Genomic DNA, 22,338 nt, shown 5'->3' with positions numbered 1-22,338 from the left:
CACATCGACCCACAGGTTTTGCTCTGGACCAAGCTCTTGATAGAACGCTTAAATTCTCCCTTACCCCCAGCTTTCACCGGCTGTGGGCAAAAGTTACTCACAGGAATGTGGGTAGATTTACCCCGATCGCACAGCTTTGCGTCCCGCCCTTTGCTAAAGTGCCGCCATGGATGACAAGACCACCCAGCTTTTCGAGCCGCGCCCCCTCGACGGCGGGCTGTCCCGTGCCGCTGCCGTGAAGCCGACGGCGGAATACCGCACGCCGCCGCACAACGAGGAGGCCGAACAGGCGCTGCTCGGCGCCATCCTGGTGAACAACAAGGCGTATGAGAAGGTCGGCGAGTTCCTGCGCGCCGAGCATTTCTACGACCCGGCGCACCAGCGCATCTTCTCGGCCATCGCCAAGATGGTGGAGCGTGGACAGATCGCCAACCCGGTGACTCTGAAGGCCTATTTCGACAACGACGTCGAGCTGGCGCCGGACGGTGGCGCCGGCTATCTGGCGCAGCTCGCCGCCAACGTCGTGACGGTGGTCAACGCGGGCGATTACGGCAAGACGATCCACGACCTCTTCCTGCGCCGTCAGCTGATCGAGGTCGGCACGGACATGGTGAACGAGGCGTATCAGCACGACCTCGACATCGACGCCATGGACCAGATCGAGACGGCGGAGAAGCAGCTGTTCGACCTTGCCTCGACCGGCGACGTGCGCGGCGGCTTCATCGCCTTCTCCGAGTCGCTGAAGGCGGCCATCGCCACGGCGGAGACGGCCTTCCGCCGCTCCAGCCACGTCACCGGCGTGACCACCGGCCTGCGCGACATGGACCGCAAGCTGGGCGGCCTGCACCCGTCGGACCTCATCATCCTCGCCGGGCGCCCCTCCATGGGCAAGACGGCGCTGGCCACCAACATCGCGTTCAACGCCGCCAAGGCGCACATGCGCACCAACGGCGGCGAGGGCGCGCCGGTCGGCTTCTTCTCTCTGGAAATGTCGGCGGAGCAGCTCGCCACCCGTATCCTGGCCGGCGAGGCCGAGGTGTCGGGCGACAAGATCCGCCGCGGCGAGATCAAGGACAGCGACTTTCCCAAATTCGTGGCGGCCAGCCAGGAACTCAGCCGTGTCCCCTTCTTCGTGGACGACACGCCGGCCCTGACCATCGCCGCGGTCCGCACCCGCTGCCGCCGGCTGAAGCGCACGCACGGGCTGGGAATGGTGGTGGTGGACTATCTCCAGCTGCTGCGCGGCAGCTCGACCAAGGGCAACGAGAACCGCGTCCAGGAAATCTCGGAGATCACCCGCGGTCTGAAGGCCATCGCCAAGGAGCTGGAGGTGCCGGTGCTGGCGCTGTCCCAGCTCAGCCGCGCGGTGGAAATGCGCGAGGACAAACGGCCGCAGCTCGCCGACCTGCGTGAATCGGGCTCCATCGAGCAGGACGCCGACGTGGTGATGTTCGTTTACCGCGAACAGTACTATCTTGAGCGCGGCGAGCCGGCCCGCCGGCCCGAGGAGTCGGAGGACAAGTACAACGACCGCTACGCCAACTGGCAGAGGCGCTACGCCGAGGTGCACAACACCGCGGAGGCGATCATCGCCAAGCAACGCCACGGCCCGATCGGCAGCGTCCGCATGTTCTTCGACGGACAGTTCACGAAATTCGGCGACCTCGACACGACCCATGACTTCGGCCCCACTGAGTGATCCGCTGGCCCGCGCCGGCGCCGTCCTGACCATCGACCTCGGCGCCGTGGTCGCCAACTGGACGCAGCTCCGCGACCGGGTGGCCCCGGCGGAATGCGCCGCCGTCGTCAAGGCGAACGCCTATGGCCTGGGGGTGGAGCGCGTCGTTCCGGCGCTGGCCGCCGCCGGCTGCCGGACCTTCGTGGTCGCCCAGTTCGAGGAGGCGCTGGCCGTGCGCGCCGTGGCGCCGGCCGACGCCCGCGTCCTGTCGCTGGGCGGCCTGCCCGCCGGCACCGCGCCCGACTTCACGGCCCAGCGCATCCTGCCGGTGCTGAACCATCTGGGCGACATCGCGGCGTGGCAGGCCCACGCCAGGGCGCAGGGAACGGCCCTGCCCGCCGTCGTTCACATCGACACCGGCATGAACCAACTCGGGCTTGGTCCGGACGAGCTGGACACGCTGGTCGGCGACCTCTCCCGGCTGGAGGGGGTGGATGTCCGGGTGTGGATGACCCACCTCGCCTGCGCCGACGAAGATTCGGTGATGAACAGCCAGCAGCTCGGGCGCTTCCGTTCGGCGATCGGACGGCTGCCGGCGGCCGAGGCGAGTTTCGCCAATTCCTCCGGGATCTTTCACGGAACGGCCTTCCATTTCGACCTCGTGCGGCCCGGCTGCGCGCTCTACGGCGTCAATCCGACGCCCGCCGCGGAGAACCCGATGCGGGGCACGATCCGGCTCGACGCCCGGCTGCTTCAGGTGCGCAACGTTGACAGCCCTATGACCGTTGGCTACGGTGCCACGCACCGCGTTGCGGCGAGAGGAAAAATCGCAACCATCGCAGTGGGTTATGCCGACGGATATCTGCGCTCGCTCAGCGGGCGCGGCCATGTCTTCGTCAACGGCGTGGCCGCTCCGGTGGTTGGGCGTGTTTCGATGGATCTGGTGACGGTGGATGTCAGCCACCTCCCCGACGCGGCGGTGACGCCCGGCGGGCTGGTGGAGCTGATCGGCCCGAACCGCCCGGTGGACACCGTGGCGAGCGAGGGCGGCACCATCGGCTACGAGATCCTGACCTCGCTGGGCGCGCGTTACCACAGGGTCTACCGCGACCCACCGCCGCCTGAGGTCGCTTGATGGGTTTCCTTGCCACCACCGGACGGGCCTTCCTGATCTTTCTGGAAGCCACCGGAAAGCTCGCCATGTTCACCGGCGCCGCCCTGTCGCACTGCGTGCGTCCGCCGTTCTACCCGCGGCAGATCCTGCGCCAGATGATCGACATCGGCTACTACTCGCTGCCGGTGGTCGGGCTGACCGCGCTGTTCACCGGCATGGTGCTGGCGCTGCAGAGCTACTCCGGCTTTTCCCGCTTCCAGGCGGAGGGCGCCATCGCCACGGTGGTCGCCCTGTCGGTGACACGCGAACTGGGGCCGGTGCTGGGCGGCCTGATGGTCGCCGGGCGCATCGGCGCTGCCATGGCCGCCGAGATCGGCACCATGCGCGTGACCGAGCAGATCGACGCGCTGTCGACCCTGTCGACCAACCCCTTCAAGTATCTGGTGGCGCCACGGCTGATCGCCGGGCTGGCCATGCTGCCGCTGCTGGTGCTGGTGGCGGACATCATCGGCGTGTTCGGCGGCTTCCTGGTCGGCGTCTACCGGCTGGACTTCAACCCGGCCTCCTACATCGGCCGGACCTGGGAGTTCCTGGAGCCGGTCGACGTGATCTCCGGCCTCGTCAAGGCGGCGGTGTTCGGCTTCATGGTGTCGCTGATGGGCTGCTACCACGGCTACCACTCGCGCGGCGGCGCCCAGGGCGTGGGTGCGGCGACGACCAACGCGGTGGTCTCGGCCTCCATCCTGATCCTGGTGTGGAACTACCTCATCACCGGCATCTTCTTCTCGACGAAGTGAGCGCCTCCATGTCCCAGGTTCCCCCCGCTCATCCGCCGAAGATTTCGCTGAAGAACGTGCACAAGGCGTTCGGTCAGAAGGTCGTGCTCAACGGCATCGACCTGGAGGTCGGGCGCGGCGAATCGCTGGTCGTCATCGGCGGGTCGGGCACCGGCAAGTCGGTCATGCTGAAATGCATCCTCGGCCTGCTGTCGCCGGACAGCGGCTCCATCCGCGTCGACGGCGAGGAGACGACCAAGCTGCGCCCGCGCGAGCGGGAGAAGCTGCTGCACAAGTTCGGCATGCTGTTCCAGGGTGCCGCCCTGTTCGACAGCCTGAAGGTTTGGGAGAACGTCGCCTTCGGCCTGATCCAGGGCGAGCACATGCCGCGCCCCAAGGCCAAGGACATCGCCATCGCCAAGATGGGCGCGGTCGGCCTCGGCCCCGAGGTGGGCGAGCTGTTCCCGTCGGAGCTGTCGGGCGGCATGCAGAAGCGCGTCGGCCTCGCCCGCGCCATCGCCGACGAGCCGGAGATCATCTTCTTCGACGAGCCGACGACCGGCCTCGACCCGATCATGGCCGACGTGATCAACGAGCTGATCGTGAAGTGCGTGAAGGACCTCGGCGCCACCGCCGTGACCATCACCCACGACATGGCCTCGGCCCGCAAGATCGCCGACCGCGTGGCGATGATCTACCAGGGCCGGATCATCTGGACCGGCCATGCCAACGACATCGACAACTCCGGCAACCCCTATGTGGACCAGTTCGTCCATGGCCGGGGCGAAGGGCCGATCAAGATGCAGGTGCGGGCGCTGTAAAGCGCCGCAGCGCCGGTTCGTGCAAAATTAACCTGCCGCCCGGTAGGGTCGGCCAGAACAAACGCCGGCCACCACAGGCCGGCGTCCCATCGGAGAGACGAGCATGGCGGACATCACCACGAACGGACTGGCCTTCGCGAGCTTCATGCTGAGCGCCAAGATTCTGGAGACGCTCCAGGCCAAGGGGCTGCTGACCAACGAAGAGACGGTGCAGACCATCAAGAACGCCCACGAGCAGCTCCTCAAGAACGACAACCAGCTGTCGCTCGAAGCGGCCGACGCGCTCGCCCATTTCTTCGCCGGCCCGACCGACGGGAAGTGACCGTCACGGCGCCGGACGCGCCGCCGACCGTGCGAGGTTGTCGCGCAGTTCCGGCAGCAGGATGGCGCCCAGCATGGCGATGACCGGCAGCAAGGCGTAATCGCCCTCTGCCGCCGCGGCGATCAGCTCCGCTCGGGTCAGCAGCTCCAACCGCATCTCCTCCAGGTCCCCGGAATCCGCCTCGGCCACCTTTCGGGCGTTGCGGGCGTGGAACATGTGGCAGACGCAGCCGCGCTGGTTGCCCTGCACCACGTAGGAGCCGAGCGCGGTCCAGTCCTCCGCGGCGTAGCCGGTTTCCTCCAGCAATTCCCGCTTCGCCGCGGCCAGCGGCTCCTCACCGGGGTTCAGGGCGCCGGCGGGAAAGGTCTGGCTGACGCGGCGCGGGCCGTGCTTGTAGGTGCGCAGCATCAGGACGCGCCCATCCGCATCCTCGACGAACATCTGGACGAAGTCCATCTGCTCGACCTGATAGAAATTGTCCACGCGCCGGCCCTCCGGCGTCTCGATGGTTTCGGCGTGCACCTTGAGGAAAGGCCCGGCATCGAGCAGGGTTCGGCGCTCCAGGACCGTCCAGGGCGTCAAGTCCCCGCTCATGCCGCGACGGCCCCGGCAACGGTCCCGTAGGGCGGCTGGGTGAAGCCCGCCGGCGACAGGGTGAAGATCTCGCAGCCCGTCTCGGTGATGCCGACCTGATGCTCGAACTGGGCGGACAGGGAGCGGTCGCGGGTGACGGTGGTCCAGCCGTCCGACAGGATCTTCACGTCCGGCTTGCCGGCGTTGAGCATCGGCTCGATGGTGAAGACCATGCCCGGAACCAGCAGAACCCCGGTGCCGCGCTTGCCGAAATGGTCGACATGGGGCGCGTCGTGGAACACCCGCCCGATGCCGTGCCCGCCGAAATCGCGCACCACGCCGTAACGGTGGGATTCCGCCAGGGTCTGGATGGCGTGTCCGATGTCGCCCAAATGGTTGCCCGGCTTGGCCTGAGCGATGCCGGCCATCATCGCCTTGTAGGTGATGTCCACCAGCTTGCGCGCCTTCACCCCGATCTTGTCGCCGACGAAGAACATGCGGCTGGTGTCGCCGTACCAGCCGTCCAGGATCACCGTCACGTCGACGTTCACGATGTCGCCGTCGACCAGCGTCTTGTCGTCGGACGGAATGCCGTGATTCACCACATGGTTCGGCGAGATGCAGCTCGCCGCCGGATAACCGTGATAGCCGAGGGTCGCGGGGATGGCGCCGTTGTCCCGCATGAAGGTTTCGATCAGCCGGTTCAGATGGCCCGTGCTGACCCCCGGCACCACCTGGGGCGTGATGTGGTCGAGCGTCGCCGCGGCCAGCCGCCCGGCCTTGCGAATCGCCTCGAACTCCTCCGGGCCGTGCAGCGGGATCTTCCGCGCGTCCTTTTCCGCCACCGTGTCACCTCACATCCGTTGTTCATCATGAATTCCGGGACAGAACCTATCACCGGAACGGCCGAGAAAAGCCCCAGCTTTTTATCACCTCTGCCATAGGATTTAGAACGTCAGCTTGCTATATGTGGGGCGCTGCCGCTCCAACCAATCGCTAGACCTTTGGCAAAGCCAACCACCCGCTACGTCTGTCAGGCTTGCGGCGCGTCCTTCCCGAAATGGGCGGGTCGCTGCGACGCTTGTGGCGAATGGAACACCCTCGTCGAGGAAGCCGCCCCGGACGCCGCCCCCAAGGGATTGGGCGTGGCGCGCGGACGCCGGCTGGACTTCGTCGGGCTGGCCGGGTCCAGCGAGGCGCCGCCGCGCCGCATGACCCGCATCGAGGAATTCGACCGCGTCTGCGGCGGCGGCCTCGTCCCCGGATCGGCGATCCTGATCGGCGGCGACCCCGGCATCGGCAAATCGACCCTTCTCCTCCAGGCCATGGCGCGCCTATCGCAGGAACACCGCTGCGCCTACGTCTCTGGCGAAGAGGCGGTGGATCAGGTGCGGCTGCGCGCCGTCCGGCTGGGCTGCGCCGCCGCACCGGTCCAGCTGGCCTCGGCGACCAGCGTGCGCGACATCGTCGCCTCGCTCGACGGCACCGATGGGCCGGAGGTGGTCGTCATCGACTCGATCCAGACCATGTATGTGGACAATCTGGACAGCGCCCCCGGCACCGTCGCCCAGGTGCGGGCCTCCGCGCAGGAGTTGATCCGCGTCGCCAAGCGGCGCGGCTGCGTCCTGCTGCTGGTCGGCCACGTCACCAAGGAAGGCACCATCGCCGGCCCCCGCGTGCTGGAGCACATGGTGGACACGGTGCTCTATTTCGAAGGCGAGCGCGGCCACCAGTTCCGCATCCTGCGCGCGGTGAAGAACCGCTTCGGCGCGACGGACGAGATCGGCGTGTTCGAGATGACCGACGGCGGGCTGGGCGAGGTCGCCAACCCGTCCGCCCTGTTCCTGGCGGAACGGCGCGGCGACGTGTCGGGCGCCGCGGTCTTCGCCGGCATGGAGGGCACCCGCCCGGTGCTGGTCGAGGTTCAGGCGCTGGTCGCCCCCTCCCCGCTCGGCACGCCGCGGCGCGCGGTGGTCGGCTGGGACTCGGCGCGTCTCGCCATGGTTCTGGCCGTTCTGGAGGCGCGCTGCGGCGTGCAGATCGGCGCCAACGACGTCTATCTCAACGTGGCCGGCGGGCTGCGCATCACCGAGCCGGCGGCGGACCTTGCGGTCGCCGCGGCGCTGGTCTCCTCCCTGACCGGGGAGCCGGTGCCCGCCGACGCCGTGGTCTTTGGCGAGATCGGCCTGTCGGGCGAGGTGCGCGCCGTGGGCCAGAGCGACGCCCGGCTGAAGGAAGCCGCGAAGCTGGGGTTTTCAACGGCGATCTTTCCGGCTAGACGGAACGGCAAGAAGCCGGGGCGCGGCGACACCGGCCTGAAATCGGTCGAGTTGCAGCAGCTCAGCGAATTGCTGCCGCTGTTCCAGGCCGGATCGGGACCCCGTCCGCCGCGCGGCCGGGATTGAAGCGTCTGATTTGACACAAGCATCTGAAGCGAAAGCGCACGAGGCGTAGCGGCGTTATGGACACCTTCCCGATCAACCCGGCGGATCTGGCCGTCATCGTGGTGCTTCTGCTGTCGGCCCTGCTGGCCTTCACCCGTGGCATGGTGGCCGAGGTGTTGTCGGTCGCGGCCTGGGTCGGTGCGGCGCTGGTCACGCTGAACGCCCTGCCCCACGTTCTGCCCATCGCGCAGACCTACATCCATGTCGAGATGGCCGCCTACGCCGCGTCGGCGGTGGCGCTGTTCGTCGTCAGCCTTGTGGTTTTGACAATCCTGGGCCGCGTCGTGTCGCGTGGGGTGCAGAATTCCGGCCTTTCGGCGCTCGACCGCTCGCTGGGTTTCGTCTTCGGCCTGCTGAAGGGTGCAATCCTCGCCTCCGTCGCCTATCTCTTCTTCGCTTGGCTGGTGCCGAACCCGGCGGAACACCCGGCGTGGCTGCAGAGCGCCAAGACCCGGCCGATGCTGGTCTCCGGGGCCGCCATGATCTACGAGGTGATGCCGGAGTCGCTGCGCAAGGACGGGCTGGGCCAGATGGACATGGCGCGGGAGCGCGCGCGGCAGGCGGTGGAGGCCAAGGAAGCGCTGGACCGCCTGTCCACGCCGGTTCCCGGAGCGCCGAAGACCGGTGGTGCGTCGCAATCCGATACCGGCTATAAGGACCGGGACCGCGGCGACCTTGAGCGACTGATCCAGAACGCACGCTGAACGCCGCATGGTGCAGAGTGCCTGTGAGTAACGCCCCGCTGGCAAAGAGGCCGCCGGGGCAATGCCCTTTGGTGATGCTGTGTATGACGAGGATCTTTCGATGCTGACGACGCATCCGTTCGACGACGACAAGCTGCGCGAGGAGTGCGGCGTGTTCGGCATCCACAGCCATCCGCAGGCGGGGGCCATCACCGCGCTCGGCCTGCATGCGCTGCAGCATCGCGGGCAGGAAGCCTGCGGCATCGTCAGCCACGACGGCGACCGCTTCCATCTGGAGCACACCCTGGGCCTCGTCGGCGATCACTTCTCGTCGGAAGCCATCATCGGCAAGCTGAAGGGCCCGCAGGCCATCGGCCACGTCCGCTACGCCACCACGGGCGACACGACGATCCGCAACGTCCAGCCGCTCTACGCCGACTTCGAGTTCGGCGGCTTCGCGCTGGCCCACAACGGCAACCTGACCAACGCGCACACGCTGCGCCGCCAGCTCGTCCGCCGCGGCTGCCTGTTCCAGTCCACCACCGACACCGAGACCATCGTCCATCTGATGGCCATCGCCCGCGGCGGCTCGCCGGTGGACCGGCTGATCGAGGCGGTGCGGCAGGTCGAGGGCGCCTTCTCCCTGGTGGCGCTGACCCCGAACGAGGTGATCGGCGTCCGTGACCCGCTGGGCGTCCGCCCGCTGGTCCTGGGCAAGCTGGGCGACACCTACATCGTGACCAGCGAAACCTGTGCCCTGGACATCGTCGGCGCCGACTATGTGCGCGACGTCGAGCCGGGCGAGATGGTCGTTCTGAACGAGCAGGGCGTGCAGAGCCTCCGCCCCTTCCAGCCGCAGGGCCGCCGCTTCTGTATCTTCGAATACATCTACTTCGCGCGGCCCGACAGCGTGATGGAGGGGTCCTCCGTCTACAACGCCCGCCAGCGGATCGGCGCCGAGCTGGCCCGCGAATCGGGGATCGAGGCCGACGTGGTGGTTCCGGTGCCCGACAGCGGCGTGCCGGCGGCCCTCGGCTACGCCACGCAGAGCGGCGTGCCCTTCGAGCTGGGCATCATCCGCAACCATTATGTCGGCCGCACCTTCATCGAGCCCACCGACCAGATCCGCCATCTGGGCGTGAAGCTGAAGCACAACGCCAACCGCGCCATGATCGAGGGCAAGCGGGTGGTGCTGGTGGACGACAGCATCGTGCGCGGCACGACCTCCAAGAAGATCGTCGAGATGGTGCGCGCCGCCGGGGCGAAGGAGGTGCACATGCGCATCTCCAGCCCGCCAACCTCGCACCCCTGCTTCTACGGCATCGACACGCCGGAGCAGAGCAAGCTGCTCGCCCACCGCATGTCGGTGGAGGAGATGCGCGACTTCATCCAGGCCGACAGCCTCGCCTTCATCTCGCTGGACGGTCTCTACCGCGCCATGGGCGCCGAGCGCCGCGACCCGCAGAAGCTGACCTTCTGCGACGCCTGTTTCACCGGCGACTACCCCATCGCGTTGACCGACGCGTTGGACCACCCGCCGGTCGAGGCGAACGTCCGCATCCGCGCCTGACCGCCTGACCACCGCCGCGACGGGCCGGCCGCAACCCAGCGGACCGGCCCGTTTGCCAATCCCGCTACCGAACATCGTCGAGTCGCCGCCATGTCCCGTCTTTCCGGCCGCACCGCCCTCATCACCGGCGCCTCGCGCGGCATCGGCGCCGCCGTCGCCAAGCGCTTCGCCGCCGAAGGCGCCCACGTCATCCTCGCCGCCCGCACCGTCGGCGGCCTGGAGGAGACCGACGACGCGATCTTCCAGGCCACGGGCCGCAACGCCACGCTGGTCCCGCTGGACCTGCGCCAGTTCGACAAGATCGACCAGCTCGGCTACTCGATCTTCGAGCGCTTCGGGAAGCTCGACATCCTGGTCAGCAATGCGGGCGTCCTGGAAGCGCTGGGGCCGGTCGCCCATTACGATCCGAAGCTGTGGCAGCGCGTGATGGACGTGAACGTCACGGCCAACTTCCGCCTGATCCGCTCCTTCGACCGCCTGCTGCGCGCGTCCGACGCGGGGCGCGCCATCTTCGTGACGTCGGGCGCCGCGAACGCGCCTTACCCCTACTGGAGCCCTTACGGGGCCAGCAAGGCGGCGCTGGAGATGATGGTGAAAACCTACGCGATGGAAATCGCCTCGTCGAACCTGCGCGTCAATCTGGTCGATCCCGGCATCGTGGCGACCAAGCTGCGCATGCAGGCCTTCCCCGGCGAAGACCAGACCAAGCTGGCCCAGCCGGAGGACGTGACCGAAGCGTTCGTGGCCCTGGCGGAGGCGTCCTGCACCCGTCACGGCGAGGTCGTGTCGGCGCAGGGGTAAGCTTAGAGACGTCTTAACGAAAAACGGAATGAGAGCAGCGCGCCGACGAGCGTGAGGAAGCCGGGCTGGGTGTCCGAGCCGTAGCCCAACTCCTGCAGCAGCATCTTCCAAGGGATGCCACGCTTCAGCACGAACCCGATGCCGCACGGCGCGGAAACCAAAGGCTTTCCCCTGCCCCGATAAGTCGAAGGCGTTCCTCACCCTTCCCACCGCTGGTCCGGGTCTACAAGGCCGTCCTCGGAAAATCGGACGTTGTAAGCCGGCCAGATTTATGGATCAGTCGACGGCTATCCAGAGGGAGGTGATGATGCCGATAGAAGCTTGGCTTGCCTTTACCGCAGCATCCGCGGTGTTGTTGATCATCCCAGGCCCCACGATTCTGCTTGTGGTATCCTATGCGCTCGGTCAGGGCCGGCGTTCAGGGCTCGCCACCGTCGTCGGCGTTGCGCTCGGCGACTTCACCGCCATGACCGCATCCATGCTGGGTTTGGGCGTGGTGCTGGCCGCCTCGTCCCTGCTCTTCACCGCATTGAAATGGGTTGGGGCAGCCTACCTCGTATATCTCGGCCTCAAGTTGTGGCGATCCCCGGTTGTCGAGGCCACATCAACCGAGCCGGCTCCCGCCGTGCCCCCCTTCCGCATGGCCCTTCATACCTATGCCGTGACGGCACTGAATCCCAAAAGCATCGTCTTCTTCGTTGCCTTTCTACCGCAGTTTGTTGATTCCACTCAGCCGCTTTTGCCACAAATACTGATCATGGAGGCGACCTTCCTGGTGTTGGCGACCCTGAACGCCACGTTGTACGCACTTCTGGCCTCGGCGGCGGGACAAGCGGTGCAACGCCCCTCGATCCGGCGGATTTTCAATCGGACAGGAGGAGCGATGCTCATCGGGGCGGGGATAATGACCGCAGCGTGGCGACGAACGGCGTCTTGATGACGTCTACCGCCGCTTTCCTCACTCGTCATTCCCGCCTTGGCCGGAATGCATCCTGTCGGCACGAGAAGGTGCCGCCGACAAGACCTTCTCGATAAATGCTAACGCATTGATCTGCCGGGATTTGATGGTTGGAAAATGATGAATGCGATCATTTTCCAACCGCATCAGTCCAATCAAATGCTCATCTGCGGAAAACTGAATCCTCGCCCTCGCGGAAATGACGAGGATACTCGTTACAGAAGCGGAAAGGGAGACCGGGAGGGGGCCAATGCCGAGCCTCTCAGTCGTCCGCGTAGGGATTCTTCTGCTTGCGCAGCAGCAGCCGCACCGGCACGCCCGGCAGGTCGAACGTCTCACGCAGATGCGCGATCAGATAGCGCTGGTAGCTTTCCGGCAGATCCAGCGGCTTGTTCACGAACAGCGCCACGGTCGGCGGGCGGGTCTTCACCTGCGTGGCGTAGCGAATCTTCACGCGACGGCCCTCGACCAGGGGCGGCGGGTGGTGATCCAGCACGCCTTCGATCCAGCGGTTGAGCTGGGCGGTCGGGATGCGGCGGTTCCACTGCCCGTAGGTCGACAGGATCGAATCCAGAAGCGTGTCGAGCTTCTTGCCCTGCAGAGCGGAGATGGTCACGACCTCCACGCCCTTGATCTGGGCCAGGGCGGCCTGGAGCTTGTCCTCGACCTGACGCAAGGCCATGGCGCGGTCGTCCACGGCGTCCCACTTGTTCAGCGCGATGACCAGGGCGCGGCCTTCCTCGACCACCGTGCGGGCGATGGTCAGGTCCTGCTTGTCGAGGATCTGGTTCGCATCAACGACGAGAAGGACGACCTGGGCCATGCGGACGACGCGCAGGGCGTCGGCGACGGCCAGCTTTTCCACCTTGGCATCGACGCGGGCGCGCCGGCGCATGCCGGCGGTGTCGACCAGCCGGAACTTGCGGCCGCGCCACTCCCAATCGACGCTGATGGCGTCGCGCGTCATGCCGGCCTCGGGGCCGGTCAGCACGCGCTCCTCGCCGATCAGGGCGTTGAGCAGGGTCGACTTGCCGACGTTCGGACGACCGACGATGGCGATCTGGATCGGACGGGCGCGCTCTTCGTCGGTTTCCGGCTGGTCGCCGACGGGCAACTCCTCGCCATTCTCCCCCTTGAGGGGGGCCGGGGCCGTCTCGACCGCCTCCGGCTCCGGCGGGGCGTAGGGCAGCAAGGCTTCGACCAGATCGGCCATGCCCTCGCCATGCTCCGCCGACAGAGCCAGGGGGTCGCCCAGGCCAAGCTCGAAGGCCTCGTAGAGGCCGGTCATCCCCACTTTGCCCTCGGCCTTGTTGGCGACGAGGATGACAGGGGTTTTGCTCTTGCGCAGCAGAGCCGCGAAATGGCGGTCCAGCGGCGTGATGCCGCTGCGAGCGTCCACGATGAACAGCGCCACGTCGGCGCGTTCCAGGGCGCGTTCGGTCTGGCGACGCATGCGCGCCTCCAGGCTGTCGTCGGTGACGTCCTCCAGGCCCGCGGTGTCGACCACGGTGAAGGACAGCCCGCCCACACGGGCGGGGGCCGAGCGCCAGTCGCGCGTCACGCCGGGCGTGTCGTCGACCAGCGCCAGCTTCTTGCCGGCCAAACGGTTGAAGAGAGTCGATTTGCCGACATTCGGCCGACCGACGAGAGCAACGGTGAAGGACATCGGGCCGGGGGCCTTATAAAGAACCAGGGGCGGCGATCAGCGGTACGCCACCAGCGTACCGTTCTCGCCCAGGACATATAGGGTGTTGTTCGCCACGACCGGAGGCAAATAGGTGGAGGCCGGCAACGAATAGCGGGTCAGCACCTGCCCGTCGGCGGGCGACAGGGCCAGCATCTGGCCGTTCGACCCGGTGACGTAGAGCTTGCCGCCGGCCAGGACCGGACCCGACCAAGTGATCGGCCCCTTCTTGTCCTCCGGATCGGTGAACTGGGCGAGCTGGGTGACCCAGCGGGCGTGACCGGCCTGACGGGTCAGGGCGACCAGCTCCGAATCGTTGGTGACCACGAACAGGTAGTCGCCGGCAAGCCAGGGGGTCTGGGTGCCGCCGATCTCGGCCTCCCACAGGCGGATGCCGATGCGCTCGTCGATGGCGACCATGCGGCCGGAATGGCCGATCGCGTAGACGACGCCGCGATCGATCACCGGCAGGCCGCGGATGTCGGCAAGGCTGCTCAGGGCGCCGCTGCGGCGGATGGCCGCCAAACTCTCCTGCCACGCCACGCGCCCGTTCTCCGGACGCAGGCCGTACAGCTCGCCGGAGGAGTAAGGGGCGACGATCAGGGTCGGCGATGCCGCCGGGCTGACGGCGCCCAGCAGGCCCGCCGTCTCCAGAATGCCCTGGTGCGACCACTGGACGGCGCCGTCGGAGGCCGACAGGGCGGTGAGCTGGTTGTCCAGCGTCAGGACGAGGACGCGCCCGCCTTCCACGGTCGGGGCGCCGCGCACCGGACCCGGAACGCGCTTGCGCCAGATGACCGAGCCGTTGGCGGGATCGAGCGCAATCGCCTCGCCGAAGCCGGTGGCTGCGAAGACGCGCCCGTCGGCGTAGGCGACGCCGCCGCCGCTGGCGCCGCCGCGCTCCTTCTCCGGCTTGGTGTCGATTCGCCAGAGCTGGCGGCCAGTCCGCTCGTCGAGGGCGGCGACGTGCGAGTCGGCGTCCATGGCGAAGATGCGGCCGTCGGCGATGATCGGCGCCTCCAGAAGGGAGCGGGAGCTGCTGGCCCCCGTGCCGACGTCGCCACGCCACGCCTCGGCGGGCGTGGCCGACAAGGCAAGGTTGCCGCCGGCGTGTTCCGGCGTGCCGCCGGACTGCGCCCAGGCCGGGTTGGCCACGGCGGTCGGCAGGGCGACCGGCGTGCCGACCAGCCGCTGGTCGACCTCCACCTTGCGCTCGCGGGTCAGGACGGACACCCGCTCACCCGGCAGGGGCGGATCGGGCGTCTTGCCGAACCACCCGCTGACGGTGTCGCAGCCGCTGAGCAGCACGGCCAGCAGCGGGGCGGAAAGCAGGGCGGCGCGCAGGGAGCGGCGCTTCGCGGTCGGGTGCGCGGTCGGGACGGCCATGGGAATGCGGGTCATCAGCTCTTGCCGTAGAGGGTGGCGAGATCGGCGGCGCGCGACCGGACGCCGGCCGGAGCCTGCGAGTCGTCGGCCAGTTGCTGGAACAGGGTGCGCGCGCGCTCCTTGTCCCCGGCGCGGGCGGCGAGCACGGCGCTCATCTCGCGGGCGGAGAAGCGCCAGGGGTTGGCATCCGCCGTCAAAGGCTGGAGCCGCGCCTGAAGCTGGGCCGGATCGCCGGAGTCGAGCTGGTGCATCACCGACAGCAGGGCCGCCAGCTCGCGGTAGACCGCGGCGGCGCCGGCGTTGTTGGACAGCGTGTCGTAGACGGTCACCGCCTCCGCCGTCTTGCCCTCGCGGGCCAGCAGGGCGGCGGCGTTCAGCTGGGCCAGCGCGGCCATGCCGGGGTCGGACTTGGCGGCGAAGGCGGCCAGGGCCTCGACGCCCTTGTCCGGCCCCTGGGCGGCCTGGGAAAGGGCGGCGGCCAGGGCCGTCGTCCCGCTCTCCTTCTGCGACTGCTGCCAGTTGCGCCAGGCGACCGTGCCGCCCGTCGCAGCGACGACCGCCAGCGCGGCCGCCAGCATGATGCCGCCGTAGCGCTTGAACACGCGCTCCATGCGGTCGCGGCGCAGATCCTCGTCGACTTCGCGGAAAATATCGCTCATGGCTCTACAGCGGCATCCTACGGCACGAAAACCGTTACAGCGGGGATTGCGCCCGCGCGCGGCTGCGGCGGGCGGTTCTGATGGTTCAAAGGGCCGGATAGCATTGGGCGCCGCACGCGGTCAAGGCGCAACGGCGCCCAATGCGGCATTAAGGCCGCGCTTTGGGCGGATTCAGGCGGGATTCCGCCATTTGATGGAGCAGCCCATGCTGGGGATCTGGTCGGTCGGCCCCTGCCCCGTCTGGGCGATGCGGACCATCGCGTGGAACAGTTCGCGCGGGGCATCGGGGATCGGCTCGCGCTTGGAGGCGTCCAGCCGCCCGCGGTACTGCAGGCAAAGGTCGGCGTTGAAACCGAAGAAGTCGGGTGTGCAGACCGCGCCGTAAGCCCGCGCCACCTCCTGAGTCTCGTCGAGCAGATAGGGGAAGGTGAAGCCATGCTCCGCCGCGAAGCGCTTCATGTTGTCGAAGCCGTCGTCGGGGTAGGCGTCGGTGTCGTTGGACATGATGGCGACGGCGCCGATGCCGTGGGCCCTCAGCGCGTCGACCTCCTCGACGATTCGCCCGATCACCGCCTTCACATAGGGGCAGTGGTTGCAGATGAACATGACCAGCGTGCCGCTCGGTCCCTGGACGTCGGCCAAGCTGTAGGTCTTTCCATCGGTTCCCTTCAGGCTGAAATCCTCCGCCTTCCGGCCGAAGTCGCACACCGGGGTTTCCGCCGCCATCGCTGTCGTTCCTCCTTCTGGACCCTCGGACGCGCCGCCGGCGCGGGTTCGGGCATGAGTATATGAGGTGAGGCGAAAGCCGGAATCGAAAAGGCCGCGGCGGCACCTTGTTCGTGCCTGCTCGCGGCCTGTCGGTCTCCAACCCGGTTTTCTTTGTTTCCCGCCCTGCCCCGTGACCTTCGAACCCGCCCCTTTACGAGGCCATGGCGGCGGCGGCGATCACCGCCTGGGTGCGGTTCTTGACGCCCAGCGACTTGAAGATCGCCGTGACGTGGATCTTTACCGTGCCCTCGGACAGGCCGAGTTCGTAGGCGATCTGCTTGTTCGACTTGCCCGCCCGCAGGCAATCCAGGACTTCGCGCTGGCGCTGGGTCAGGCCGTAGGCGCTGCGGTCCGCGCCGTCCAGGCGACCGCGGCGCGGCGCGGCGTCGGAGGCCGCGGTCGCGGCGGTGAGCGCACCGGGGGGCACGTAGATGCCGCCGGAGAAGACGAGGTTCAGCGCGCCCATCATCACCTTGACGCTGCTCGACTTCGGAATGTAGCCGGTGGCCCCGTGGTCGAGCGCGCCGCGGATGTCGTTGAGCGCCTCGGAGGCGGAGATCACCACAACCGGCACGCCCGGCTGGAGGCTCTGCACCTCGCGCAGCCCGTCGAAACCCGGCCAGTTCGGCATGTGCAGGTCCATCAGCACCACGTCGAACCCGCCGCCGACGCGGCACTGCTGAAGAACCTCGTCGAAGGTGCCCGCCTCGACGAAGATCGCGTCCCCGTGAAGCTGCTCCAGAAGACGGCGCAGGCCTTCACGAAAAAGGAGATGGTCGTCACCGATCAGAATTTTCATGGCCCCGTCCGCCTTCGTTTTTCCCGTTGCTTCGGATCAGCCCTCCCCGGACTAACCGGGCCACCCCGTTGGCGATCCAACTACCCTTTCGCCCCGTGGCTTGAAGAACTGCTACCACATTCGGAAGAGAGGCAATATCCGGACAAGGGCCATAGGTCATTTGCGGCGCGAAACAATCACCTATACAGCAAAGGCCGACTGAACAAAACGGGAACTATGACTTTTCATCTATGCTTCAGCACGAAAGAAAGCGGCAGCGGAATTTTTTCCATGTTTGGTTGTTCAAAACGAATGCCTTGGCGACGTCCCGCCACGGAACATCCCATGCGCGCAAAGGATTAGCGCCAATGATCGAAATGCGTGAAAACCTATCCGATCGGTGTGCCGTCCTGTACGAATGGCCGGCACTTTTCCTGCGGGAATGCCCCACTTTGCGACACACACCTGTACTGGCCTTTCAGTGCGGTCCGTCACAAAAGAGTTATCGCTTGGAGCGATCCGGTCGCCATTCAGATGCGCTTGACGATCTTGAGTGATCATCTATCGTTTGATTTACGTGTTACACGCCTAATTTATAAACTGTTTGTCACAGTGTCAAGTTTTTTTCCAGGTTTGATGGATATATACCAGAAATTCGATGCAGTCTTTAAACGAAGTCACTTAAGCGAAGACACAGAGCGCCGACGGATAGAGAGCACGAGACAAGCCTAAAACACAGGCGGCGATAACGCCCGACAAGGGCCTGCCGTGGATGCCTCCTCCAAACAGAGCTGACCCATGCACATGAACCATGAGTACGCCCAAGAGAAAGCATCGCACTCGACCCGGAACGCGGTGACCCCCATGCACGTCTGCCTGATTCTCGACAACAATTCCCTGACCGACACCGTGGTGCAGGCGCTCGACCGGGCCGGTCGCCATCGTGTGACCGTCTTCCACGACATATCGGAACTGACGCAGAGCACGCTGACGCCCGATGCGATCCTGATCGGCCTTCAGCAGTTCACCGCGCTGCGCGAGAACGAACCGATGGTCTATCTGCGGCTGTCACGCCGGTCGCGGATCGTCGTGGTGCTGTCGTCGCGGGAATTGCTGGACGCCGCACACATCCTGGCCTTCGCCGATGCGTGGGTGTTCGAGGACATCAACGTGGATCGCATCAACGAACTGCTGGACCTGGGGCTGGAGGGGCACTGTCTGATGCCCAAGCAGTTCCTGTCCCGGCTGGGCGTCGATGAGATCCGGCTGACCTTGCTGCCGCGGCTGTCGGAACCGGAGTTCGAAACCCTGCGCCTGCTTGGCCAGGGGCTGAACAACCGGACGATCGCCAACCAGCTCGATCTGTCCGAGGCGGTCATCAAGTCGATGGTGCGCAGTGTTCTGTCCAAGCTGCACTTCCGCAACCGAACGGAAGCCGGCGTCTTCGCCGCGCGACAGCAGGGCGCGTTGCAGTCCGCCCGGGAAGGCATGGTGCCGCCGCATATGCACACGGCCCCGGCCCATCGGACCGGCACGTCCTGACGCTACGTCGGACGCCCCTCACCTTCCAACCGCAAGAATCCCGGCCACCGCGCCGGGATATTTTCTGTCTGCGCTCTGGTTTCCCTTTGGGCGCCAAGCGGGTGCATGCCCCGCCCTTGGCCCCCGCCCTTGGCCGGACGCGCAAACGCCGGACCGGCCCGCCACCCCGAACGGGTATGGCGGGCCGGTCCGGCGCCTGCACCGGTGGAGATGACCGCGGGAGAGCGGTTACTGGTGGGCGGCCGCCGCGGTCACCGCCCCGGCCCCGGCCAATTCCCCGCCGATGCCGTTGTTCAATGCCCAGATCGCCGCCTGGGTGCGGTTCGACGCGTTGATCTTGCGCAGCAGGCTCTTCAAGTGAACCTTCACCGTCGCCTCGGTGATGTTCAGGTGGTTGGCGATCATCTTGTTGCTGTCGCCGTTCAGCAGGCAGCGCAGGATCTGGACCTCGCGCTGCGACAGGCCCTTGCGCGACACCGGCATGTCGGTGCCGTTCCCGTTCACCCGGCCGGAGATCAGCAGAGCGGCGAGATGGGTCGGAAACACCTTCTCGCCCATCATGACCAGGCGCAGCGACTGGGCCAGCGCGTCGGACGACAGATCCTTCATCAGGTAGCCGTCGGCCCCGGCCTCCAGAGCGTTGGCGAGGCGGCGGGTGCACAGGTCGCTGGTCAGGATGACCATGCGCGCGTCGGGAAGCTGGGCGCGCAGGCGCCGCATGCCATCGGCCTCCTCCTCGCCTCCGTTCACCAGATCGAGCAGGATGAGCTGCGGACGCAGGCCGTTCTCCACGGAGTTCAGCGCCTCGCGCAGATTCCCCGCCTCCGCCGCGATCTGGAAGGGTGAATCGTCGAGAAGCCTCTTCAGGCCTTCGCGGAACAGCTTATTGGAGTCGATCAGAAAAGCACGCACTGGTTCCATTGGTCAGCTCCCGCGATTTTTGGAAAATTGCTCTGACTCCCTGGGCAATCTTGTAGGCTACCAATCACCCGAGGTTTCCCCACCCGTGCCCCACCGATGGCATTGACGTGCCGATATTTTGGATGACCTTACCCCTGTGTCGTGCAACACGGTACCACTCTGTGGGATTAAAAGAAGAACGCATTGGGCATATGCGCAAAGCTACTTTTAATCATGGATTACTGCATCTCTTTTAAAGTATCCATCACCCCCAATCGAATGGATACTTTCTGAATTTTCTACCACTTTCTTGCGGAGGCGCGCACGCTTTGGATGCGCGATGGCGATGCCCGGTGCATATGGGTTGCCGAAAGTTCCCGACCCCAAACGGACAGGAGGCACTCATGCCGAAGAAGCGCATCCACCCCTTGCCGTGGGCGTCCTATGATCGCCGCCGCCCCCTCACCGTAGGTCATAAAACCATGCGGAGGGAGCGTTCCCGACAGAGGCGGTGCGCGGTTCGATGTGGACGATGATTGGGGCGGCGGCGGCCGGCTATCTTCTGCTTCTGGCCCGAAGCGCCTGGAAGCAGGGGGAAATGCGCCAGTTTCTGCGCAGCCTCGCCATCGTGCTCGCCCTGTGCGCGCTGGTCGCCGGCGCGGTCCTCACCGCGATGCTGCTCGATTCGCGCTGACCCTCGGAAAAGCGCAGGCCGGAATGCACGCCGGAATGCATGAAGGCCCCTCCCCGCCTGACAGCGGAAAGGGGCCTCCCCGGACCGGTCTGCCGTGGATGGACGGTCAGATCTGGCCGCGCTCGTGGGCCTGACGCATCAGCACATACTGGCGCATCATCTGGTTGCGGAAGCGGTAGCGGGTCCAACCCGGCTCGACCACCGGAGCCAGCACGCCGCCATACTCCTCGCGGCAGAGCCGCTCCAGGATGCCCAGCGCCTCCTTGGTCGGCGGAACGCCGCCCGGTCCGGCCAGCTCCTTGGGGTCGAAGGTCCCGTAGGAGTCCGCCGGGCACAAGGCGCAGGCCAGCAGCACGTCTTCCAGCTCAGCACGGCGTTCGGCGGCCAGCGCGCGGGCGTAGGAGTCGACAATGCCGCGTTCCGCCTCCTGGAGACAGCGGGTGACGGCGTAGGCGAGGTCGTCCCGCTCCACCACCGTCGAACCGCGGCTGACCGCGCTGCGGGCGGCGTGCAGGCCGAGAAGCTGCGCGTAGTAGGGCAGACCGCGGACGAACTCGCAGACGCGGTCCACGGCTTCCGGCGCGAAGGCGATTCCGGCGTTCTCGGCACCGGCGTTGATGAGGCGTCCGATCTCCACATCGGTCATCAGCGGCAAATGCACCGGCACCAGCGAGCGCTGGATCGACGGGTGCTTGCCCAGCAGCTGGTCGAGGTTCTCGGCCACGCCGACCACCAGCAGCGTCACCGGGATCGAGCTGTCGGTCAGGTTCTTGAACAGCTCGGCCAGCTTGTTGCGGAAGTCCTCGTCGGTGACGCGGTCATACTCGTCGAGGATCAGCAGGACATGGGTGGCGTGGATGCCCGACAGGACCTCGTTCAGCTCCGTCACGCTGAATCCGCCCTCGGGCAGAAGCTCGTTGAAGCTGGTGAAGCTGCGTCGCGAGGCGAAGGGGTTGTCGATCCCCGACCGGTAGTAGGTCGAGGGGATCTTCTTGAGGAAATGACGGAAGATGTCCTCGAAGCTCAGCTCCGCGCTGCAGGTCAGCTTCAGCGAGAGGTAGCCGGCCTGACCGGCGATCTTCTCGATGGCGTTGGCGACGGAGGTCTTGCCGCGGCCGCGGTCGCCGAACAGGATGACGTGCGCCCGCTCCTCCTCGATGGCGGAGATGATGCGCTTCAGCGTGTCGGTCCGGCCGATGAACAGCGAGTTCAGCTGCTGCTTGGGCCGCGTCGGCGTGAAGGCTTCGCGCAGCAGGCCGTTCAGTTCGGGGGTGAGCCCCTTCAGCATCGCCGGCGCACCGACCGCACCCGGTCCACGCAGGCCGCCGTTGACGGTCATGGTGAAGCGCGGAAGATCCGTGTCGACGGGAGCTTGGCCACGCTGACCGCCCAACCCACCACCGGCACCGCCGCCAAGCGGGCTGTTCAGCGGATCGTGCCGCAACCCCGACGGGCCGCGCATCGTCTCGCCAAGCCCGCCGCCATGCCCCGTCCCCGCCGCGCCGCCAACCGGTCGCAGATGCGGTGCCGGACGGCCCGCGAGGGGGCTCTGGGATTGCATCGGCGGATGCCCTTGAGCCGCATTGCCCGGGGAGGAGCCCGGTCCGGCCGCTCCACCACCCGTGATGCCGCCACCCATGGACATCCGGTCATCCGCATCGGCGGTCGCCCGCCGCTTCCGAAAGAAGTTTCGCATCCGTCCCGATTCCCAGAATTCCGCGTTGTCGTCACCAGCCGGCCTTGACCGGTGGTCTGATCGTCGCGTCGCCCGCCCCGCTCCGGCTGGCCCCGGCTTGGCTGGAGTTGCCCGGCGGCTGCGGTGGACGCATTCCGGATGTAAGCGATGCGACGGCAAGGGTTGCCTGGGATTTCGGATTATTATCCAGAGGAGGTCCAACCCTTATGGCGACTCCTTCCGGGTGGTCCGGCACCTCAGAATCCGGCGGCGTGGCCCAACAGGGTCCAGACGAACAGGGTGCCGAACAGGGCCGTCAGTCCGGCAAGCTCGCGCAGGAAAACCAGGATCGACATGGCAATCTTCCTCGATCGGTTGGCGGGGACACGACGGGCGACGTCGAAACGCCGGACGGCAGCTTGGCGACAACGTCGACGAAGGAAAACGTATCAGAACAAAAAATGAACGACAAGCGGGTTGTTCGTTTTTTGTTCCACTCCAGACCCCTTGGC

Annotated in this window: 21 protein-coding genes; 12 read left to right on the top strand and 9 right to left on the bottom strand. The window is 66.7% G+C overall.

All coding sequences use genetic code 11. The features are described 5' to 3' along the window. Window positions 1-166 precede the first annotated feature (166 nt). From ACWPN7_RS25125 to ACWPN7_RS25105, 5 genes are all read left to right on the top strand, one after another. On the top strand, window positions 167-1,699 hold the full coding sequence (locus ACWPN7_RS25125; RefSeq protein WP_014240374.1) for a replicative DNA helicase: 1,533 nt from the start codon (window positions 167-169) through the stop codon (window positions 1,697-1,699). Continuing rightward, window positions 1,677-2,813 carry an alanine racemase gene (gene alr / locus ACWPN7_RS25120; protein WP_492273478.1) on the top strand — a complete coding sequence of 379 codons (1,137 nt, stop codon included), beginning with the start codon at window positions 1,677-1,679 and terminating at the stop codon, window positions 2,811-2,813. The genes ACWPN7_RS25125 and alr overlap by 23 nt, the downstream gene beginning before the upstream one ends. After that, the gene (locus tag ACWPN7_RS25115; RefSeq protein ID WP_492273477.1) at window positions 2,813-3,589 is read left to right on the top strand and encodes an MlaE family ABC transporter permease; all 777 of its coding nucleotides are present in this window, start codon (window positions 2,813-2,815) and stop codon (window positions 3,587-3,589) included. The genes alr and ACWPN7_RS25115 overlap by 1 nt, the downstream gene beginning before the upstream one ends. An 8-nt stretch (window positions 3,590-3,597) precedes the next feature. Beyond that, window positions 3,598-4,389, top strand: a complete 792-nt coding sequence (locus tag ACWPN7_RS25110) for an ABC transporter ATP-binding protein (protein ID WP_459196576.1) — start codon at window positions 3,598-3,600, stop codon at window positions 4,387-4,389. Between the two features lie 103 nt (window positions 4,390-4,492). Further along, window positions 4,493-4,711, top strand: coding sequence for a hypothetical protein (locus tag ACWPN7_RS25105; RefSeq protein WP_035673594.1), 219 nt, complete (start codon window positions 4,493-4,495; stop codon window positions 4,709-4,711). Window positions 4,712-4,714: 3 nt separating this feature from the next. On the opposite strand, the gene ACWPN7_RS25100 is transcribed toward ACWPN7_RS25105, so the two are convergent. Both ACWPN7_RS25100 and map read right to left on the bottom strand, forming a co-directional pair. After that, complete coding sequence (locus ACWPN7_RS25100; RefSeq protein WP_459196575.1) at window positions 4,715-5,305, bottom strand: NUDIX hydrolase; 591 nt, start codon at window positions 5,303-5,305, stop codon at window positions 4,715-4,717. After that, window positions 5,302-6,129 (bottom strand): type I methionyl aminopeptidase, encoded by an 828-nt coding sequence (map, locus tag ACWPN7_RS25095; RefSeq protein ID WP_200474505.1) that lies wholly within the window; start codon window positions 6,127-6,129, stop codon window positions 5,302-5,304. Before map ends, ACWPN7_RS25100 begins: the two co-directional genes overlap by 4 nt. A 159-nt stretch (window positions 6,130-6,288) precedes the next feature. On the opposite strand from map, the gene radA reads away from it, so the two are divergent. The 5 genes from radA to ACWPN7_RS25070 all read left to right on the top strand — a co-directional run bounded on the left by radA (window position 6,289) and on the right by ACWPN7_RS25070 (window position 11,719). Then, a complete protein-coding gene (gene radA, locus ACWPN7_RS25090; protein ID WP_200474506.1) occupies window positions 6,289-7,689 on the top strand; it encodes a DNA repair protein RadA in 1,401 nt (466 codons plus the stop codon). Window positions 7,690-7,745: 56 nt separating this feature from the next. Then, a complete protein-coding gene (locus tag ACWPN7_RS25085; protein ID WP_137102981.1) occupies window positions 7,746-8,432 on the top strand; it encodes a CvpA family protein in 687 nt (228 codons plus the stop codon). Window positions 8,433-8,532: 100 nt separating this feature from the next. Next, complete coding sequence (gene purF / locus ACWPN7_RS25080) at window positions 8,533-9,981, top strand: amidophosphoribosyltransferase (RefSeq protein ID WP_014240365.1); 1,449 nt, start codon at window positions 8,533-8,535, stop codon at window positions 9,979-9,981. A gap of 90 nt (window positions 9,982-10,071) precedes the next feature. Beyond that, complete coding sequence (locus ACWPN7_RS25075; RefSeq protein ID WP_459196573.1) at window positions 10,072-10,782, top strand: SDR family NAD(P)-dependent oxidoreductase; 711 nt, start codon at window positions 10,072-10,074, stop codon at window positions 10,780-10,782. A 271-nt stretch (window positions 10,783-11,053) separates the two neighbouring features. Further along, window positions 11,054-11,719, top strand: a complete 666-nt coding sequence (locus ACWPN7_RS25070) for a LysE family translocator (RefSeq protein ID WP_425601787.1) — start codon at window positions 11,054-11,056, stop codon at window positions 11,717-11,719. Between the two features lie 283 nt (window positions 11,720-12,002). Here the strand turns inward: ACWPN7_RS25070 and der are convergent, their stop codons facing one another. The 5 genes from der to ACWPN7_RS25045 all read right to left on the bottom strand — a co-directional run bounded on the left by der (window position 12,003) and on the right by ACWPN7_RS25045 (window position 17,036). After that, window positions 12,003-13,406: a ribosome biogenesis GTPase Der gene (gene der, locus ACWPN7_RS25065; protein WP_038527698.1), complete on the bottom strand. Its 1,404-nt coding sequence runs from the start codon at window positions 13,404-13,406 to the stop codon at window positions 12,003-12,005. 36 nt (window positions 13,407-13,442) lie between these two features. Beyond that, complete coding sequence (locus tag ACWPN7_RS25060; RefSeq protein WP_051657833.1) at window positions 13,443-14,825, bottom strand: outer membrane protein assembly factor BamB family protein; 1,383 nt, start codon at window positions 14,823-14,825, stop codon at window positions 13,443-13,445. After that, window positions 14,825-15,469, bottom strand: coding sequence for a tetratricopeptide repeat protein (locus ACWPN7_RS25055; protein WP_038527696.1), 645 nt, complete (start codon window positions 15,467-15,469; stop codon window positions 14,825-14,827). Before ACWPN7_RS25055 ends, ACWPN7_RS25060 begins: the two co-directional genes overlap by 1 nt. 171 nt (window positions 15,470-15,640) lie before the next feature. Next, the gene (locus ACWPN7_RS25050; protein ID WP_349619933.1) at window positions 15,641-16,195 is read right to left on the bottom strand and encodes a thioredoxin family protein; all 555 of its coding nucleotides are present in this window, start codon (window positions 16,193-16,195) and stop codon (window positions 15,641-15,643) included. Between the two features lie 193 nt (window positions 16,196-16,388). Then, a complete protein-coding gene (locus tag ACWPN7_RS25045; protein ID WP_114856818.1) occupies window positions 16,389-17,036 on the bottom strand; it encodes a response regulator transcription factor in 648 nt (215 codons plus the stop codon). Window positions 17,037-17,813: 777 nt separating this feature from the next. Here ACWPN7_RS25045 and ACWPN7_RS25040 point away from each other — a divergent pair. After that, window positions 17,814-18,557: a response regulator transcription factor gene (locus tag ACWPN7_RS25040; RefSeq protein ID WP_247894607.1), complete on the top strand. Its 744-nt coding sequence runs from the start codon at window positions 17,814-17,816 to the stop codon at window positions 18,555-18,557. 228 nt (window positions 18,558-18,785) lie between these two features. Here ACWPN7_RS25040 and ACWPN7_RS25035 read toward each other — a convergent pair whose 3' ends face one another. After that, window positions 18,786-19,478, bottom strand: coding sequence for a LuxR C-terminal-related transcriptional regulator (locus tag ACWPN7_RS25035; protein WP_038527688.1), 693 nt, complete (start codon window positions 19,476-19,478; stop codon window positions 18,786-18,788). 502 nt (window positions 19,479-19,980) lie between these two features. Between ACWPN7_RS25035 and ACWPN7_RS25030 the strand changes: the two genes are divergently transcribed. Beyond that, window positions 19,981-20,151 carry a hypothetical protein gene (locus tag ACWPN7_RS25030; RefSeq protein WP_175428589.1) on the top strand — a complete coding sequence of 57 codons (171 nt, stop codon included), beginning with the start codon at window positions 19,981-19,983 and terminating at the stop codon, window positions 20,149-20,151. 106 nt (window positions 20,152-20,257) lie between these two features. Here the strand turns inward: ACWPN7_RS25030 and ACWPN7_RS25025 are convergent, their stop codons facing one another. Next, entirely contained in the window at window positions 20,258-21,712 is a 1,455-nt protein-coding gene (locus ACWPN7_RS25025) for an ATP-binding protein (protein WP_247874711.1), read from the bottom strand. Window positions 21,713-22,338: the final 626 nt, after the last annotated feature.

This window comes from Azospirillum sp. UENF 312511, assembly GCF_058780635.1.
The sequence above is the reverse complement of the archived record's forward strand: the minus strand, read 5'-3'. Positions and strand labels throughout refer to the sequence as shown.

What these genes read in the sequence shown, in the direction of transcription:
- ACWPN7_RS25045 (WP_114856818.1), bottom strand. Translation starts at nt 17,036, where the DNA reads ATGAAAATTCTGATCGGTGACGACCATCTCCTTTTTCGTGAAGGCCTG.
- ACWPN7_RS25060 (WP_051657833.1), bottom strand. Translation starts at nt 14,825, where the DNA reads ATGACCCGCATTCCCATGGCCGTCCCGACCGCGCACCCGACCGCGAAG.
- ACWPN7_RS25040 (WP_247894607.1), top strand. Translation starts at nt 17,814, where the DNA reads ATGCACATGAACCATGAGTACGCCCAAGAGAAAGCATCGCACTCGACC.
- ACWPN7_RS25125 (WP_014240374.1), top strand. Translation starts at nt 167, where the DNA reads ATGGATGACAAGACCACCCAGCTTTTCGAGCCGCGCCCCCTCGACGGC.
- alr (WP_492273478.1), top strand. Translation starts at nt 1,677, where the DNA reads ATGACTTCGGCCCCACTGAGTGATCCGCTGGCCCGCGCCGGCGCCGTC.
- ACWPN7_RS25075 (WP_459196573.1), top strand. Translation starts at nt 10,072, where the DNA reads ATGTCCCGTCTTTCCGGCCGCACCGCCCTCATCACCGGCGCCTCGCGC.
- ACWPN7_RS25115 (WP_492273477.1), top strand. Translation starts at nt 2,813, where the DNA reads ATGGGTTTCCTTGCCACCACCGGACGGGCCTTCCTGATCTTTCTGGAA.
- ACWPN7_RS25105 (WP_035673594.1), top strand. Translation starts at nt 4,493, where the DNA reads ATGGCGGACATCACCACGAACGGACTGGCCTTCGCGAGCTTCATGCTG.
- ACWPN7_RS25100 (WP_459196575.1), bottom strand. Translation starts at nt 5,305, where the DNA reads ATGAGCGGGGACTTGACGCCCTGGACGGTCCTGGAGCGCCGAACCCTG.
- ACWPN7_RS25035 (WP_038527688.1), bottom strand. Translation starts at nt 19,478, where the DNA reads ATGGAACCAGTGCGTGCTTTTCTGATCGACTCCAATAAGCTGTTCCGC.
- der (WP_038527698.1), bottom strand. Translation starts at nt 13,406, where the DNA reads ATGTCCTTCACCGTTGCTCTCGTCGGTCGGCCGAATGTCGGCAAATCG.
- ACWPN7_RS25085 (WP_137102981.1), top strand. Translation starts at nt 7,746, where the DNA reads ATGGACACCTTCCCGATCAACCCGGCGGATCTGGCCGTCATCGTGGTG.
- ACWPN7_RS25025 (WP_247874711.1), bottom strand. Translation starts at nt 21,712, where the DNA reads ATGCAATCCCAGAGCCCCCTCGCGGGCCGTCCGGCACCGCATCTGCGA.
- ACWPN7_RS25055 (WP_038527696.1), bottom strand. Translation starts at nt 15,469, where the DNA reads ATGAGCGATATTTTCCGCGAAGTCGACGAGGATCTGCGCCGCGACCGC.
- purF (WP_014240365.1), top strand. Translation starts at nt 8,533, where the DNA reads ATGCTGACGACGCATCCGTTCGACGACGACAAGCTGCGCGAGGAGTGC.
- ACWPN7_RS25110 (WP_459196576.1), top strand. Translation starts at nt 3,598, where the DNA reads ATGTCCCAGGTTCCCCCCGCTCATCCGCCGAAGATTTCGCTGAAGAAC.
- ACWPN7_RS25070 (WP_425601787.1), top strand. Translation starts at nt 11,054, where the DNA reads ATGGATCAGTCGACGGCTATCCAGAGGGAGGTGATGATGCCGATAGAA.
- ACWPN7_RS25030 (WP_175428589.1), top strand. Translation starts at nt 19,981, where the DNA reads ATGTGGACGATGATTGGGGCGGCGGCGGCCGGCTATCTTCTGCTTCTG.
- ACWPN7_RS25050 (WP_349619933.1), bottom strand. Translation starts at nt 16,195, where the DNA reads ATGGCGGCGGAAACCCCGGTGTGCGACTTCGGCCGGAAGGCGGAGGAT.